Origin of the sequence: Klebsiella sp. WOUb02 (assembly GCF_050058015.1) — a bacterium.
Classification (GTDB): domain Bacteria; phylum Pseudomonadota; class Gammaproteobacteria; order Enterobacterales; family Enterobacteriaceae; genus Klebsiella.
On sequence record NZ_CP170110.1, the window covers coordinates 3,929,101 to 3,945,303 of the forward strand.

Genomic DNA, 16,203 nt, shown 5'->3' on the forward strand with positions numbered 1-16,203 from the left:
GAGAGAGGCTGGTGTTTCTCGTTATCCCGGACGCCGGCGTCAGCGCCTCGTCCGGGCAACGGATTAGGCTTTGTTCAGTAGCGCCAGCACTTCTTCCACGCTGGTGGTGTGCGTCAGGCGCTCAATCACCGTCTCATCGTCCAGCGCGTTGGTCAGGCTGGTGATGACCTGGATGTGCTCGTTATTGCGGGCGGCGATGCCGATGACCAGACGGGCAACCTCATCTTCCTCTTCGCCGAAACGTACACCCTGCGGATACTGGCAGAACACCACGCCGGTTTTCAGGACGCGATCTTTCGCTTCGATAGTGCCGTGCGGGACCGCGATGGACTCACCCAGGTAAGTGGAGGTCAGCTTTTCGCGATCCAGCATTGCCTGCACGTATTCCGGTTCAACGTAGCCGCCTTTGACCAACTGCTCGCCGGCAAAGAGAATGGCTTCTTCTTTGGTCGCCGCGTGACGACCGAGGAAGATATTTTCCGCCCCGAGCCTGAACAGGTGAGTATCGGCGGCGTCAAAGCTGTCCTGCAGGCTGTCGCGAACTTTCTCTTCGTTATCGGTATGGCGCTGCGCCGCGACCAGACGTTCGGTCAGGCTGGTGTACAGGCCGCTATCGAGGAAGTTGGTCAGCGAAATATGCTGAGCCTGCGGGACCTGGCGCATGGCGCGTTCGGTCAGGTCGCGGTGGGTAATCACCAGGTCGACGTCCGGCGGCAGGTTGTTAATCGCACAGTTGGTGACGGAGATATTGCTCAGTCCCGCATCCTGTACTTTCTTACGCAGCACGCCTGCGCCCATGGCGCTGGAACCCATACCGGCGTCGCAGGCAACGATGATTTTGCGCACGTGGCTCAGGTCGTTAGCGACATCGCCAGCGGCCAGCGGCGTCGCCGCGCCTTTGGAAGCGGACTTCATATCCTGCACACGGCGGGTTGCCGCATCGATATCCTCTTCCTCTTTCACTTTGCTGGTTTTCAGCAGAATGGCGGAGACCACGAAGGAGACGGCCATAGCGGCGATAATCGCAGCGATGTTAGCAAAATAGGTGCCTTTCGGCGTCATGGCCAGCACCGCCAGGATGGAGCCCGGAGAAGCCGGAGACACCAGGCCACCGTTGAGGATGGTCAGGGTGAACACGCCGGTCATACCGCCGAGGATAACGGCGAGGATCAGACGCGGGTTCATCAGCACGTACGGGAAGTAGATTTCGTGAATACCGCCGAGGAAGTGGATGATTGCCGCGCCGCCCGCGGACTGCTTGGCATTACCGCGACCAAAGAACATATACGCCAGCAGCACGCCCATCCCCGGACCCGGGTTCGCTTCAATCAGGAAGAAGATTGATTTGCCCAGCTCGTGGGACTGCTGAATACCCAGCGGCGAGAAGATACCGTGGTTGATGGCGTTGTTGAGGAACAGGATTTTCGCCGGTTCTACGAAGATAGACGCCAGCGGCAGCATGTCATGCACGACCATGAAGTTAACGCCCGCCGCCAGAATTTTCGACAGGACTTCAACCGCAGGGCCAATGCCGAGAAACGCCAGAATCGCGAGGATCATCCCGATGATGCCGGCGGAGAAGTTATTCACCAGCATCTCGAAGCCGGACTTAATCTTACCGTCTACCCAGCCGTCAAAATGTTTAATCGCCCAGCCGCCCAGCGGACCGGCAATCATCGCGCCGAGGAACATCGGCATATCGGCGCCGACGATCACGCCCATCGTGGTAATCGCGCCGACCACGCCGCCGCGCTCGCCGCCAATCAGCTTACCGCCGGTGTAACCGATCAGCAGCGGCAGCAGGTAGGTAATCATCGGGCCGACCAGCTTCGCCAGCGTTTCGCTCGGCAGCCATCCTGTCGGAATGAATAGTGCGGTGATGATACCCCACGCGATAAACGCGCCGATGTTTGGCATCACCATATTGCTAAGGAAACGACCAAAGCTTTGCACCTTGATCTTGATATCGGATGACATAAAACACCCCTTTTTCTGTTTTGCTTATCGCGTAGGCTAAAAGCCTGAGGCTTGTTGTTAATGTGGCGGCAGAGGAAGCCGGACCCTGATTGATAAAGCGAAATCTGGCACTGAATCGTAGAACTGTCCAGTGACCGGGTCTTTATGTGATCTGTGTCACGTGAATATAGGCGATCGTGAGGTGTATATAGTGATTTGTGTCACATAATGGCTGTGCAAAAAAGCGTCCGGGGGATAATTTGCGGCCGAAAATGCGATTTAATGTGATAAATGTCACAATTTTGTATCTGATAATAATTTTTTATATGTGATGTTTGTCACAAAATATCGGCGCTTGTTTTTAGCGCCTGTGATCTCAGGCAGATTTCGCGGGCCGGCGTTGGCCCATGCGGATCGGTTGTATAACGTCCAGGGCTGATTGCCGCGACGTCCCGCCTGCCTTTTGTCCGCGCCTGAACCATACTTAGATTTTTGTTGGCGAAAGGAGCAGGCAATGAAACTGATCGGCAGCTATACCAGTCCCTTTGTGCGCAAAATTTCCGTCATACTGCTGGAAAAAGATATTCCCTTCGAGTTCGTCAATGAATTCCCCTGGAGCGAAACCAGCGGCGTCGCGAAATATAATCCGTTAGGCAAGGTGCCGGTACTGGTGACCGACGACGGCGAGTGCTGGTTCGACTCGCCGATTATTGCGCAATATCTGGAACTGCTCGGCGTGATGCCGGATATGCTGCCGACCGAGCCGCAGGCGGCGCTGAAAATACGGCAGCTGGAGGCGCTGGCTGACGGCGTGATGGAGGCGGCGCAGGCACTGGTGCGTGAAAAGGCGCGTCCGCCGGCCCAGCAGTCGGAAACGGAGCTGCTGCGCCAACGCGAGAAGGTGGCTCGCGGCCTGGATGCGCTGGAGGCCTACGCGGCCGACGGCACCCTGCGCGGGGATGAGATTAACCTGGCGTCGATCTCCGCGGCCTGCGCCATTGCCTATCTTAACTTCCGCCGCGTGGCGCCGGGCTGGTGCGCGACGCGGCCTCGGCTGATTGCGCTGGTTGAGGCGCTCTTTCAGCGCGCCAGTTTTGCCCGCACGGAACCGCCAAGGAGTTGACCCAGGCGGGTAACAGTTTCCGCGCGCAGGCGTTACAATTGCCGCTCAATTGTTGACTCCCTCTCCCGTCGGGAGGGGGGAAAATAACCTATCGCCAGGCTCATTCATGACTACCGATACTCGCGCGCTTTATACCCAACTTCCGGCCACCGACCGTCTGCTCCGCGATCCCGCTTTCTCGTCCGTGCTGGCTCGATACGGCCACGCCCAGGTTGTCGCCCTGCTGCGCCAGATGCTGGAGCTGGCGCGGGAGCATATCCGCCTGAGCCACGCGCTGCCCGACTGGTGCGGCGACTGGGGGCGGGAGGCCGAACGGCGGCTGGCGCAGACGATGGAAAGCGCGCTGCGCCCGGTTTTCAACCTGACGGGAACGGTGCTGCATACCAATTTAGGCCGCGCGATCCAGGCCGAGGTCGCGGTGGAGGCGGTTGCGCAGGCGATGCGGGCGCCGGTTACCCTTGAATACAGCCTCGACGACGGCGGGCGCGGCCACCGCGATCGCGCGCTGGCAGATCTGCTGTGCCGCCTGACCGGCGCGGAAGACGCCTGCATCGTCAATAACAACGCCGCGGCGGTGCTGCTGATGCTGGCGGCAACGGCCAGCGGCAAAGAGGTCGTGCTCTCGCGCGGCGAGCTGGTGGAGATTGGCGGCGCGTTTCGCATCCCTGACGTGATGCGTCAGGCGGGCTGCGTTTTACACGAGGTGGGCACTACCAACCGCACCCATGCGAAAGATTATCGCCAGGCCGTGGGTGAGAATACCGGGCTGCTGATGAAGGTGCATACCAGCAACTACAGCATTGCCGGTTTTACTAAAAGCGTGGATGAGGCGGAGCTGGCGGCGCTGGGCCGCGAGCTGGATATTCCGCTGGTGGTCGATCTGGGCAGCGGTTCGCTGGTGGACCTGAGCGAGTACGGCCTGCCGAAGGAGCCGATGCCGCAGGAGATGATTGCCGCCGGCGTCAGCCTGGTGAGCTTCTCCGGCGATAAGCTGCTCGGCGGCCCGCAGGCGGGGATTATCGTCGGTAAAAAGGCGATGATTGCCCGCCTGCAGCAGCACCCGCTCAAGCGCGCGCTGCGCGCCGATAAAATGACCCTTGCGGCGCTGGAGGCCACCCTGCGCCTCTACCTGCATCCGGAAACCCTCGCCGGGCGCCTGCCAACCCTGCGCCTGCTGACCCGCACCGCCGAAGATATCCACGCTCAGGCGGCGCGTCTGCAGCCGCAGCTTGCCGCGCGCTACGCTGACTTTGAGGTGCGGATTGAGTCCTGCCTGTCGCAAATCGGCAGCGGCTCGCTGCCGGTGGACCGTTTGCCCGGCGCCGCCCTGACCTTCACCCCGCGCGACGGTCGGGGCAGCCGGCTGGAGGCGCTGGCTGCCCGCTGGCGGGCGCTGGCGGTGCCGGTGATTGGGCGAGTTAGCGATGGCCGCCTGTGGCTGGATTTGCGCTGCCTTGAAGATGAATCGAGGTTTATGGAGATGTTATTACCATGATTATTGCCACCGCCGGACACGTTGACCACGGCAAAACCACGTTGCTGCAGGCGATTACCGGCGTGAATGCCGACCGCCTGCCGGAAGAGAAATCCCGCGGGATGACCATCGATCTGGGCTATGCCTACTGGCCGCAGCCTGACGGCCGGGTGCCGGGCTTTATCGACGTGCCGGGCCACGAAAAGTTTTTGTCCAACATGCTGGCTGGGGTGGCCGGTATTGACCACGCGCTGCTGGTGGTGGCCTGCGACGATGGCGTGATGGCGCAGACCCGCGAGCATCTGGCGATCCTGCAGCTGACCGGAAAGCCGTCGCTAACCGTTGCGCTAACCAAGGCCGATCGGGTGGAGGCGCAGCGCGTTGACGAGGTGCGCGCCGACGTAGAAGCGGTGCTGGCGGAGTTTGGTTTTACGCGCGCCGCGCTATTTACCACCGCCGTACCCACCGGGCGCGGAATTAGCGAGCTGCGGGAGCATCTGCTGCAGCTCTCCGGGCGCGGACATCCGCAGCATCAGCGCTTTCGCCTGGCGATCGACCGCGCCTTTACCGTTAAGGGCGCGGGGCTGGTGGTGACCGGCACGGCGCTCAGCGGGGAAGTTAAGGTCGGCGATACGCTGTGGCTTACCGGCGTCGATAAGCCCGTGCGCGTGCGCGGCCTGCATGCGCAGAATCAGCCGGTCGAGCAGGCGCGGGCCGGTCAGCGCATCGCGCTGAATATCGTCGGCGATGCGCAAAAAGAGGCGCTAAACCGCGGCGACTGGCTGCTGTCGGTTCAGCCTCCCGAAGCGGCTGGGCGGGTGATAGTCGAGCTGCAGTGCCACGTGCCGCTCACCCAGTGGCAGCCATTGCATATCCATCATGCTGCCCGCCACATTACCGGACGCGTGTCGCTGCTGGAGGGAGCGCTGGCCGAACTGGTGCTTGATAGCCCTTTGTGGCTGGCGGATAACGATCGCCTGGTGCTGCGCGATATCTCCGCCCGCGCCACGCTGGCAGGCGCCAGAGTCGTGACGCTCAATCCCCCGCGCCGCGGCAAGCGTAAGCCGGAATACCTGCAGTGGCTGCATACGCTGGCGAGCGCCGACGACGACGCCCGGGCGCTGGAGGTGCATCTGCAGCGCGATGCGGTGCGTCTCGATGATTTTGCCTGGGCCCGGCAGCTTAGCGAAGCCGGCTTGGCCGCGCTAATGGGCCAGCCCGGCTATCTGCAGGCGGGCAACAGCCTGCTCAGCGCCCCGCTGGCGGCGCGCTGGCAGACCAAATTGGTCGATGCGCTGGCGCGTTATCACGATCAGCATCGCGATGAGCCGGGTACGGGACGCGAACGCCTGCGACGCATTGCGCTGCCGATGGAGGACGAAGCGCTGGTGCTGCTGCTGATTGAGCAGATGCGCGAAAGCGGGGTTCTCCACAGCCACCACGGCTGGCTGCATCTGCCGGAACATAAAGCGGGCTTTACCGATGAGCAGCAGGCCGTCTGGCTGCGGGTGGTCGAGCTGTTTGCCGATGAGCCCTGGTGGGTGCGCGATCTGGCAAAAGAGGGCGGCGTTGAAGAACCCTTAATGCGCGCGGTGCTGCGCCAGGCGGCGCAGCAGGGAGTGATTACTGCGATCGTTAAAGATCGCTATTACCGCAACGATCGGATCGTCGAATTCGCCGGGCTGATCCGCGAGCTGGATCTCGAGAGGGGATCGACCTGCGCCGCTGATTTTCGCGACAAGCTCAACGTCGGCAGAAAGCTGGCGATCCAAATCCTCGAGTATTTTGACCGTATTGGCTTTACCCGCCGGCGCGGAAACGATCATATTCTGCGCGATAAGGCGCTGTTTCTTTAGCCGGGCGGCTACGCGTCCTGTTCGCCCCAGGCGCGTTCAACCTCTTCGGCGAGAATCTTCACGCCCGCTTCAATTTTCTCCGGGTCCGGCACGTAGTTCATGCGCATGCACTGGTGGGTATGCGGCCAGGGCTTATCAAGGCCCGGGAAGAAGTAGTCGCCCGGCACCATCAGCACGCCGCGCTTTTTCAGGCGCTGATAGAGCAGCTCGGTGGAGATCGGCAGATCCTTAAACCACAGCCAGAGGAAAATAGCGCCTTCCGGCTTATGGATCAGGCAGCGCTCGGCCGGCAGGTAGCGGCGAATAATGGCGATGGTTTCCTGAACCCGTTGGTAATAGAACGGCTTAATCACCGTTTCCGACAGGCGCAGCAGGTCGTTGCGCTTAATCATTTCGCACATCATCGCCGGCCCCATGCCGCCGGGAGCGAGGCTGATAATGCCGTTCATATTGCTGATGGCGGTAACGATCTTCTCATTGGCGATGATAATCCCGCAGCGGCTGCCCGGCAGGCCGAGCTTGGAGAGGCTCATGCACAGCACGATATTGGGATTCCATAGCGGCCTGGCGTCGCTGAAAATAATCCCCGGGAAAGGAACGCCGTAGGCGTTATCAATGACCAGCGGCACGCCGTGCTGATTGGCCAGCGCATCCAGCTTGATCAACTCTTCGTCGGTAATCACGTTACCGGTAGGGTTAGTCGGGCGGGAGACGCAAATCATGCCCGTCTCTTCCGTCACCTGCAGATGTTCGAAATCCACATGATATTTAAACTGGCCTTCCGGCAGCAGTTCGATGTTCGGGCGGGTGGCGACGAACAGATCCTCTTCGAGACCCGAATCGGCGTAGCCGATATATTCCGGGGTTAGTGGGAACAGCACCTTGCGGGTGGTGCCATCCGCACGGCGTCCGGCAAAGAGGTTAAATAAGTAGAAAAACGCACTCTGACTGCCGTTTGTTAGTGCAATATTCTGTGGTTCAATCTCCCAGCCCAGTTCGTCACGCAGCATCTGCGCCAGCAGGCTCAGCAGTTCGCTTTTTCCCTGCGGGCCGTCGTAATTACAAAGCGCATCAAGGGCTTTACCGTTAGCCAGCATGTCGGCGAGCAGGCCGTGGAAGTAGTCATTCATTTCCGGGATTTGCGCGGGGTTGCCGCCACCCAGCATGATTGCACCCGGCGTACGCAGGCCGTCATTAAGGTCTTCCATCAAACGGGTAATGCCCGAATGGCGGGTGAATTTGTCGCCGAAAAGTGAAAATGTCATCGCGAATAATCTGTCGGTATGTCTGGAAAGTGGGTAACCATAACGCCAGCGTTGGCGAGGTGCAAATCTGCGGAAACGGGGAGGGTTTTGTTATTGTGCTGAGTTATTTCGTTTTAATAGCGATTTATTCTGTAGCGGCGCCCTCGACAGGCGAAGGCGCCGCTTATACGCGGACTAGCGCTGACCTGCCCACACGATCATGACTTTGTCATCGCCGCTATCGCGCACAAAGCCGTAGCCCTGCGGCAGGGAAAGGGTGGTTTGCTTGCCCCTACCGACGGCCGGATGGCGGGCGCGGAACTGGCCCAGCTTCTGCCAGTGCGCCACGCTAAGCGCGGCTTTACCCGTGACGTCCTGCCAGTTCATATCCGAGCGCGTGCCCTGCAGCGGATCTGAACCCGTCGGGCCAAAGGGCCGCGAGGACTCATCGCCGTAGAAGATTTGCACCGCGCCGGGGGCGAGCAGCAGCAGTTCGGCCGCCGAACTGCCGCCTTCGCGGAACAGGCGCGTATCGTGCGATGAGAGGTAGCTCAGGACGTTAAACTGCTGCAGCTTGTCCGCCATCTGCTGCCAGGTCAGATCCATATTGGCCAGGCAATCCGCGGCCTTCGCCGCCTGATCCTGATAATCGAAGTTAATCATCGCGTCAAAACCGTGGCGATAGTAATCGCTCTGCATGACGCCGTGGCCCCAGGCCTCGCCGGTCATCCAGAACGGCGCATTATCCAGCGCCTTATCGGGGTTGGCTTTTTTCCACTCCGCCAGCGCGGCGGTGGCCTGGGTTTTCAACTGCTGCCAGGCGGCCTGTTCGACGTGCTTGGCGGTATCGACGCGGAAACCGTCAATACCGTAGTCACGTACCCACTGGCTCAGCCAGTGGGTCAGGTAGTCGCGCGGCGTGAAGCCGGGGAGCTCTTTGGCGGCGGTATCTGCTTTCTGCCGATAGAAGTTCGGCAGGCCGGAAGGCGTTGTCGACTCCGTTTTCAGGTCCGGCAGGAAGGCCAGGGACATGGTCAGATCGTCAAAGCCGGGGTTGTCGTAGTCGCCGATATCGGTACGGATCCACTTTTTCCCCCACCATTTTTCCCAGCCGGCCTTATCGCTGAAGTTGATGTAATCGTTAAAGCTGTGCCAGCTCTGCCCCGGGCCGGGTTTCCAGTCGGTCCAGCGTTCGCCGAGCGTCTTTTTCAGCTCATCGCCCTGCAGATAGAGGGAGCCAAATTTGAAATCCTGCATATCGGCGAGCGTCGCGTAGCCGGTGTGGTTCATCACGACATCAAACAGGATGCGCATGCCGCGCTTATGGGCCTCATCGACGAGACGGCGCAGGTCGGCTTCGGTACCCATGTTGGCATCCAGCTTCGTCCAGTCCTGCGCGTAGTATCCGTGATAGGCGTAATGCGGGAAGTCTCCCTTGGTTCCGCCGCCAACCCAGCCGTGAATTTGCTCCAGCGGCGAGCTGATCCACAGCGCGTTGACGCCCAGCTGCTGGAGATAGTCGAGCCGGCTGGTCAGGCCCTGCAGATCGCCGCCGTGAAAGGTGCCAATCTCCTGCATGCCGTCTTTGTGTCGCCCGTAGCTATTGTCGTTCGCGGGGTTGCCGTTAACGAAGCGGTCGGTGAGCACGAAATAGACCGTGGCGTTATGCCAGCTAAACGGCGCGGCGGCGTCGGTTTCCGCGCGCTCGAGCAGCAGCAGGCCGTTGCTGTTGGGAGCGGGCTGGAGGGTGACTTTGCCGCCGCTCACCGTTGCGACGTTGCCGCTGTAAAAATCACGCACCTTGCTGCCTTCGGCAAAGGTCTGGCCGACGGCGATCGTCAGCGGCTGGCCCTGCCATTTCGGGCACTGGCGCAGCTGGGGCGTCGCCGCTGACGCCGTTTCGCTCTCCTTGAGGGTGATCATCAGCGTCGGCGTGCCGGAGCGGGTGTCGACATCAAGGGTATACAGCCCTTCGCGGAAAACTCGCCACTGGGCTGGCGTGCCGCGGCAGGGCTCCATAGAGAGCATTTGGTTAAGCTTTATGGCTCCGGCGGGCTGCCAGCACTGTTGGTCAAAATTTATTTGCAGCGGACGTGTACCTTTCGCCACCTCGTTTTGGCTAATAAATCGGCCGGCGCCTTCTTCGGTGAAGGTGGGAAAGTTAGCGGTGTTCCAGGCGGCGAAGGCCATCCCAGGCAACAGTAGCGACGCGAGAGCAACGAGTTTCATGCCGAAGTCCTGTAAGGTTTTTTGTGCAGTTTGCCCGTCCGGCCCGGGGATGAACTCATCCCACCTGCGCTTTTACGGGGAGGATGAAAAGGGGTGAGTGATTCAGTTCAAAAATAGCCAAAAAATGAGACCGGGCTAGCATTTTTGCGACGTTTTCAGCGGGCCGAAACCGATTTCAGATGACAGCTTTTAGGAATTGGACTATTTCTGTTAGTGCTCTCACTGGGTATTTTTGATACTATTCGCGATTCAATTAACGTTTTTTCGCATAAAACAAGGCGTTGGAATGCATATATCCGACCAGGAGATCTAATGATATCGATTCCCATTCGACGATATGGGGCTGCGATACTCATGTTACTTACCTGCATATTTTCAGGTAGTGTGTTGGCAACAACCCACACGGCAACAACGAGTCATAAAGCCCCGATAGTAAAGAAAAAAAGTAGTGTTAAGGTCAGCAGTAAACAAGAGTATTCTCGCAATAGTGTAAAGAGCAGTTCACTTCCTGATTTGCGAAAATACCCTTCCGGAACCCCAAGGAAAAAAGCGTTTCTCCGGACAGTTATGCCTTATATTACCAAGCAGAATCAGGTGATTACCGCGGATCGCAACTGGCTTGTTACCAAGCAGTATGATTCCCGTTGGTCGCCGAGCGAGCGCACGCGTCTGAAAGACATTACCTCTCGCTATAAGGTGAAATGGGCCGGCAACACGCGTCATATTCCGTGGAACACGCTGATGGACCGCGTTGACATTATCCCTAACAGCATGGTTGCCACGATGGCGGCGGCCGAAAGCGGCTGGGGTACGTCGAAGCTGGCGCGCATGAACAACAACCTGTTTGGTATGAAGTGCGGCGGCGGCAACTGCAGCGGTGCGATGAAAGGCTATTCTCAGTTTGATTCTGTAGAACAGTCGGTGCAGGCCTACGTGACCAACCTGAACACCCATCCGGCGTATAAATCCTTCCGCACCTCCCGCGCGCAGCTGCGTAAAACGGACCAGGAAGTGACCGCCAGCACCATGATTCATAAGCTGAAGGGCTATTCGACCAAAGGGTCGAGCTATAACAACTATCTCTTCGCGATGTATCAGGATAACCAGCGTCTGATTGCCGCACATATGTAACGCAAAATCCGTAATAAAAATGCCCGGCGCGCATGCCCGGGCATTTTTTTCGCGCTTTTCCCGCTACATCATCACCTCGCTGTGCCGGTCGCGGTACTCCTTCGGCGTGACGTCGTACTCTTTCTTAAACACGGAATAGAAATACTGCAGCGACGGATAGCCGCACATCTGCGAAATTTCATTGATCGACAGCGTCGTCGAAACCAGCAGGCTGCGCGCCTTTTCTAACTTCTCGCTGTGAATGACCGTATGAATGGTTTCGCCCACCTCCTCTTTAAAGCGTTTTTCGAGGTTCGAACGCGAGATCCCGACCGCGTCCAGTACCTGCTCGACTTTTATGCCCTTGCAGGCGTGATTGCGGATGTAGTGCATGGCCTGAATAACCGAAGGGTCGGAGAGGGAGCGGTAGTCCGTCGAGCGTCGCTCAATGACGCGCATGGGGGGAACCAGCCTGCGCTGCAGCGGCAGCGCTTCTTTATCCAGCAGGCGGTGCAGCAGCTTTGCCGCCTGATAGCCCATCTGGCGGGTGCCCTGCGCCACCGACGATAGCGCCACGCGCGACAGGTAGCGGGTCAGCTCTTCATTATCGATGCCAATAACGCAGAGCTTTTCCGGTACCGGAATATGCAGCAGCTCGCAGGCCTGTAAAACGTGGCGGGCGCGGGCGTCGGTAACGGCGATGATCCCGGTTTGCGGCGGCAGCGTTTGCAGCCAGTCCGCCAGACGGTTTTGCGCGTGCTGCCAGTTTTCCGGCGCCGTCTCCAGCCCCTGATAAACCACGCCGCGATACTTCTCTTTGGCGACCAGCTGGCAAAATGCGTGCTCGCGCTCAACGGCCCAGCGCTTGCCGCTGGAGGTGGGCAGCCCGTAAAAGGCGAAACGATGAACCCCTTTCTCTTTAAGATGCAGGAAGGCGCTCTCAACCAGGGCGGCGTTATCGGTGGCGATATAGTGAACCGGCGGGTAATCCTCGGGGCGATAGTAGGAGCCGCCGACGCCGACGATCGGCACTTCGACGCCGGCCAGCAGCTTTTCAATTTCGGGGTCGTCATAATCGGCGATCGCCCCGTCTCCCAGCCACTCTCTGATGTTCTCTATCCGGGCGCGGAAATCCTCTTCGATAAAGATGTCCCACTCCAGTACTGCGACGCCTGTAAATATTCGCCAACGCCTTCCACAACCTGCCGATCGTAGGCCTTGTTGGCGTTGAATAACAACGTAATACGGTGGCGCTTTTCAAACATAATCTCGTTCCCTGGTCTCTCTTGCTGGCCATACAATACCGGCCAATGCCCGAACTATTACAAGCGACTTATGCGGAAATCCGGCGGTAGCGCAAATAATTCGGGCATTCTGCTGTCCGGAGCGTCAGGTGCGCCGCTTGGTGGCGGAATCCATCCACACCGCCAGCAGCAGGATGGCGCCTTTAACGATGTACTGCCAGAAGGTGGCGACGTCCATCATGCTCATGCCGTTATCCAGCGCCGACATGATAAAGGCCCCCATCACCGCGCCGGCCACGCTGCCTACGCCGCCGGCAAGGCTGGTGCCGCCGATAACGCAGGCGGCGATGGCGTCCAGTTCGGCGATGTTGCCCGCGGACGGCGAGCCGGCCCCCAGCCGCGAGTCTGAGGATCAGCCCGGCAATGGCGACCATCAGGCCGTTGATGGCGAACACCGCCAGCTTAGTTCGCTCGACGCTGATCCCCGACAGGCGGGCCGCCTCAAGGTTGCCGCCGATGGCGTAAATCCGCCGACCAAAGGCGGTGCGGGTGGCCATAAACATCCCTGCCAGCAGCAGCGCGGCGAGGAGCAGCACCGGCGTAGGGACGCCGCGATAGTCGTTCAACAGCCAGATTGCGCCGAGAACAAAAACGGCGGTAAGGGTCTGGCGGCCGACGGTAGCGGTTGCGGCGGAGGTGGTTAACCCCAACGCCTGGCGGCGCAGGCGACCGCGCCACTGCCAGATAATAAAAGCGGCCATGCCGACGACGCCGATACCGAAGCCAATGCCGTCCGGCAGGTAGCTCTGGCCGATTTGCGACATCGCCGGGCTGGTCGGGGAGACCGTGGTGCCGTTGGTGATGCCGATCAGTATCCCGCGGAACGCCAGCATGCCGGCGAGGGTGACGATAAACGAGGGCACTTTACGGTAGGCGACCCACCATCCGTTCCACGCGCCCAGCAGCAGCCCCATCGCCAGCGTCACGAGGATAGTGAGCGGCAGCGGCCAGCCGAGCCAGACGTCGAAGATGGCCGCCGCGCCGCCGAGAAGCCCCATCATTGAGCCGACGGAGAGGTCAATCTCGGCGGAAATAATCACAAAGACCATCCCCACCGCGAGGATGCCGGTGATGGCCGTCTGCCGCAGCAGGTTCGAAATATTGCGCGCGCTTAGGTAGGCCCCGTCGGTAACCCAGGTAAAGAACAGCATGATGACCACGATGGCGGCGATCATGACGAAAACCTGAAGATTCAGGCCCTTTAATCCGGGCAGGGTGGCGGAGGCTGATGGGGCCAGTTTTATCTCAGACGACGTGTTTTTCGACATGGTGTTCGCTCCTCAGTGCGGCTTCCATTACCTGTTCCTGGGTCAGACCCTGGTTGATTAAGTTGGCTTTCAGTTTGCCTTCGTGCATGACCAGCACCCGATCGCTGAGCCCGAGCACCTCCGGAAGCTCCGACGAGATAACGATAACGGCGATCCCCTGCTGCACCAGCTGGTTTATCAGCTTGTAGATTTCGTATTTCGCGCCGATATCGATGCCGCGGGTGGGCTCATCAAGGATTAAAATGCGCGGGTTCAGCAGCAGGCAGCGGGCGAGGATCGCTTTCTGCTGATTACCGCCGCTGAGTCGGCCGATGGCCAGATCCGGCGACGAGGTTTTGATTTTCAGCCGCTGGATAGACTGCTGAATGCACAGCTGCTCCCCGGCGTCATCGAGGCTGCTTAGCGGGCCGCTAAACTGGTCCAGCGCGGCCAGAGTGATGTTCTTGCCAACCGCCATTACCGGCACGATGCCGTCTTTTTTGCGATCCTCCGGCACCATGGCGATACCGTGGGCAATCGCCTGCTGGCAGTGATGAATCGCCACCGGCTGGCCGTCGATATAGATTTTCCCCTCCCAGCGCCCCGGCCAGACGCCAAACAGGCACTGAACGGCTTCGGTACGCCCGGCGCCGACCAGCCCGGCAATGCCGAGAATTTCGCCGCGATGTAGCGAAAAGGAGATATCGTTCACCCGTTTGATATGACGGTTGACCGGATGCCAGGCGGTTAAATTCTCGACGCGCAAAATCTCGTCGCCGCGGGTATGCGGCTCGTTGGGGTAAAGGGCGGTAAGCTCGCGGCCGACCATCATGGTAATGACGTCATCTTCGTTCATGCCGCTGGCGTCGCGGGTGCCAATATGCTGGCCGTCGCGGATTACGCAGATGGTGTCGGAGATAGCTTTAACTTCGTTGAGCTTGTGAGAGATATAAATACAGGCGATGCCGTGGTTTTGCAGATCGCGAATAATGTTCAGCAGGATTGCCGTTTCTTGTTCGGTCAATGAAGCGGTGGGCTCATCGAGAATCAGTAAGCGCACCTGCTTGTTGAGCGCTTTGGCAATTTCAACCAGCTGCTGCTGGCCAAGGCCTAAATCCCCGACGCGCGTATCGGGCGAGATCGCTAAATTGACCTGAGCCAGCAGCTTCTGGCTGCGTAGGGTCATGGTTTCATAATCCAGCAGGCCGTGGCGGGAAATTTCCGCGCCGAGGAAAATATTCTCCAGCACCGTTAGGTGTTTTACCAGCGCGAGCTCCTGGTGAATGATGGCGATGCCTTTACGCTCGGTATCGCGAATATGGGCGGCCTGCAGGGTTTCGCCAGAGAAGATAATCTCGCCCTCATAGCTGCCGTGCGGGTAAATGCCGCACAGCACCTTCATCAGGGTGGATTTGCCGGAACCATTTTCGCCGCACAATGAGACAACTTCCCCGGCGTTAAGCCGCAGGCTGACATTATCAACGGCCTTCACCGCGCCGAAAGATTTGGTAATGTTCTTCATTTCAAGTAACCAGGACATAGATGCTCCGCATAAGCGATATCCGGCTGGACGAGAATAACGCCCCCGCTAAGGGGCGTCGGGGATTACAGTTCGCTCTTTTTGTGGAAACCGTCTTTAACAACCGTTTGCTCGATGTTGTCTTTATTGACTTCGATTGGCGTCAGCAGCCGTGACGGGACGTCCTTCAGCCCGTTATTTAAGGTCGCGTCGGCGTGCGGCGCCTTATCGTTACCGAGCTCGACGGCAATTTCTGCCGCCGTGGTGGCAAGCGTCACGATGGGTTTATAAACCGTCATCGTCTGGGTACCGGAGATAATGCGCTTCACGCCCGCAAGGTCGGCATCCTGACCCGAGATCGCCACTTTCCCCGCCAGCCCCTGGGCGCTTAACGCCTGGATTGCCCCGCCGGCGGTGGCGTCGTTTGAGGCCACTACCGCATCAATTTTGTTATTGTTGGCGGTCAGCGCATTCTCCATAATTTTTAACGCGTTTTCCGGCAGCCAGCCGTCGACCCACTGATCGCCGACAACGTTGATTTTGCCGCTATCAATATAAGGCTTGAGCACCTTCATTTGCCCGGCGCGGAAGAGCTTGGCGTTATTATCAACAGGCGAGCCGCCCATCAGGAAATAATTGCCCTCGGGCACTTTATTGACCAGGCTTTGGGCCTGCATTTCGCCGACTTTTTCGTTATCGAAGGAAATATAGAAATCAATATCTGCGTTATTAATCATACGGTCGTAGGCGAGGACTTTGATTCCTTCCTGCTTCGCTTCTTTAATAACGTTACTTAAAACCTGACCGTTGTAAGGAATAATAACCAGCACGTCGACGCCGCGGTTTATCATATTTTCAATTTGCGACATCTGCGTTTCTTCATTACCGTTAGCAGACTGCACAAATACTTTTGCGCCTAATGATTCGGCCTTGTTGACAAAAATATCGCGATCTTTTTGCCAGCGCTCCAGGCGCAGATCGTCAATAGCCATACCAATTTTAACTTCTTTAGCAATACCCGCCATGCTGGTCAGAATGAGTGAAGCGCAGAGCGTGAGGCAAAGGTTCTTTATCTTCATAATAATAATACCTTTTTGTAAATTGCAGGATAACACAAGCGGTAAAGGAAGACGGCCTGATA

General features: G+C 58.7%; 9 protein-coding genes and 2 pseudogenes. 4 read left to right on the forward strand and 7 right to left on the reverse strand.

Annotated features, from left to right (window positions below):
- Positions 1 to 63: 63 nt before the first annotated feature.
- The gene (locus ABOC21_RS26090) at positions 64 to 1,977 is read right to left on the reverse strand and encodes a PTS mannitol transporter subunit IICBA (protein WP_426813794.1); all 1,914 of its coding nucleotides are present in this window, start codon (positions 1,975 to 1,977) and stop codon (positions 64 to 66) included.
- A gap of 493 nt (positions 1,978 to 2,470) precedes the next feature.
- Here ABOC21_RS26090 and ABOC21_RS26095 point away from each other — a divergent pair, with 493 nt between their 5' ends.
- From ABOC21_RS26095 to selB, 3 genes are all read left to right on the forward strand, one after another.
- Positions 2,471 to 3,079, forward strand: a complete 609-nt coding sequence (locus ABOC21_RS26095) for a glutathione S-transferase (protein WP_426813795.1) — start codon at positions 2,471 to 2,473, stop codon at positions 3,077 to 3,079.
- A gap of 106 nt (positions 3,080 to 3,185) precedes the next feature.
- Positions 3,186 to 4,574 (forward strand): L-seryl-tRNA(Sec) selenium transferase, encoded by a 1,389-nt coding sequence (gene selA / locus ABOC21_RS26100; RefSeq protein ID WP_426813796.1) that lies wholly within the window; start codon positions 3,186 to 3,188, stop codon positions 4,572 to 4,574.
- Positions 4,571 to 6,409, forward strand: a complete 1,839-nt coding sequence (selB, locus tag ABOC21_RS26105; protein ID WP_426813797.1) for a selenocysteine-specific translation elongation factor — start codon at positions 4,571 to 4,573, stop codon at positions 6,407 to 6,409. The genes selA and selB overlap by 4 nt, the downstream gene beginning before the upstream one ends.
- An 8-nt stretch (positions 6,410 to 6,417) precedes the next feature.
- Here the strand turns inward: selB and avtA are convergent, their stop codons facing one another.
- Positions 6,418 to 7,674: a valine--pyruvate transaminase gene (gene avtA / locus ABOC21_RS26110; protein WP_426813798.1), complete on the reverse strand. Its 1,257-nt coding sequence runs from the start codon at positions 7,672 to 7,674 to the stop codon at positions 6,418 to 6,420.
- Between the two features lie 174 nt (positions 7,675 to 7,848).
- The gene (locus ABOC21_RS26115) at positions 7,849 to 9,882 is read right to left on the reverse strand and encodes an alpha-amylase (protein ID WP_426813799.1); all 2,034 of its coding nucleotides are present in this window, start codon (positions 9,880 to 9,882) and stop codon (positions 7,849 to 7,851) included.
- A 312-nt stretch (positions 9,883 to 10,194) separates the two neighbouring features.
- On the opposite strand from ABOC21_RS26115, the gene ABOC21_RS26120 reads away from it, so the two are divergent.
- Complete coding sequence (locus tag ABOC21_RS26120; protein WP_426813800.1) at positions 10,195 to 11,013, forward strand: protein bax; 819 nt, start codon at positions 10,195 to 10,197, stop codon at positions 11,011 to 11,013.
- Between the two features lie 63 nt (positions 11,014 to 11,076).
- Here the strand turns inward: ABOC21_RS26120 and xylR are convergent.
- The 4 genes and pseudogenes from xylR to xylF all read right to left on the reverse strand — a co-directional run bounded on the left by xylR (position 11,077) and on the right by xylF (position 16,141).
- A pseudogene (gene xylR, locus ABOC21_RS26125) lies at positions 11,077 to 12,257 on the reverse strand (D-xylose utilization transcriptional activator XylR).
- A gap of 124 nt (positions 12,258 to 12,381) precedes the next feature.
- A pseudogene (xylH, locus tag ABOC21_RS26130) lies at positions 12,382 to 13,564 on the reverse strand (xylose ABC transporter permease XylH).
- The gene (locus ABOC21_RS26135; RefSeq protein ID WP_426813801.1) at positions 13,542 to 15,083 is read right to left on the reverse strand and encodes a xylose ABC transporter ATP-binding protein; all 1,542 of its coding nucleotides are present in this window, start codon (positions 15,081 to 15,083) and stop codon (positions 13,542 to 13,544) included. Before ABOC21_RS26135 ends, xylH begins: the two are co-directional and overlap by 23 nt.
- Positions 15,084 to 15,148: 65 nt before the next feature.
- A complete protein-coding gene (xylF, locus tag ABOC21_RS26140; protein ID WP_426813802.1) occupies positions 15,149 to 16,141 on the reverse strand; it encodes a D-xylose ABC transporter substrate-binding protein in 993 nt (330 codons plus the stop codon).
- Between the last annotated feature and the right edge of the window lie 62 nt (positions 16,142 to 16,203).

Coding starts and splice junctions, on each gene's coding strand:
- selA (WP_426813796.1), top strand. CDS start 3,186: ATGACTACCGATACTCGCGCGCTTTATACCCAACTTCCGGCCACCGAC.
- ABOC21_RS26095 (WP_426813795.1), top strand. CDS start 2,471: ATGAAACTGATCGGCAGCTATACCAGTCCCTTTGTGCGCAAAATTTCC.
- ABOC21_RS26090 (WP_426813794.1), bottom strand. CDS start 1,977: ATGTCATCCGATATCAAGATCAAGGTGCAAAGCTTTGGTCGTTTCCTT.
- ABOC21_RS26115 (WP_426813799.1), bottom strand. CDS start 9,882: ATGAAACTCGTTGCTCTCGCGTCGCTACTGTTGCCTGGGATGGCCTTC.
- selB (WP_426813797.1), top strand. CDS start 4,571: ATGATTATTGCCACCGCCGGACACGTTGACCACGGCAAAACCACGTTG.
- ABOC21_RS26135 (WP_426813801.1), bottom strand. CDS start 15,083: ATGTCCTGGTTACTTGAAATGAAGAACATTACCAAATCTTTCGGCGCG.
- xylF (WP_426813802.1), bottom strand. CDS start 16,141: ATGAAGATAAAGAACCTTTGCCTCACGCTCTGCGCTTCACTCATTCTG.
- avtA (WP_426813798.1), bottom strand. CDS start 7,674: ATGACATTTTCACTTTTCGGCGACAAATTCACCCGCCATTCGGGCATT.
- ABOC21_RS26120 (WP_426813800.1), top strand. CDS start 10,195: ATGATATCGATTCCCATTCGACGATATGGGGCTGCGATACTCATGTTA.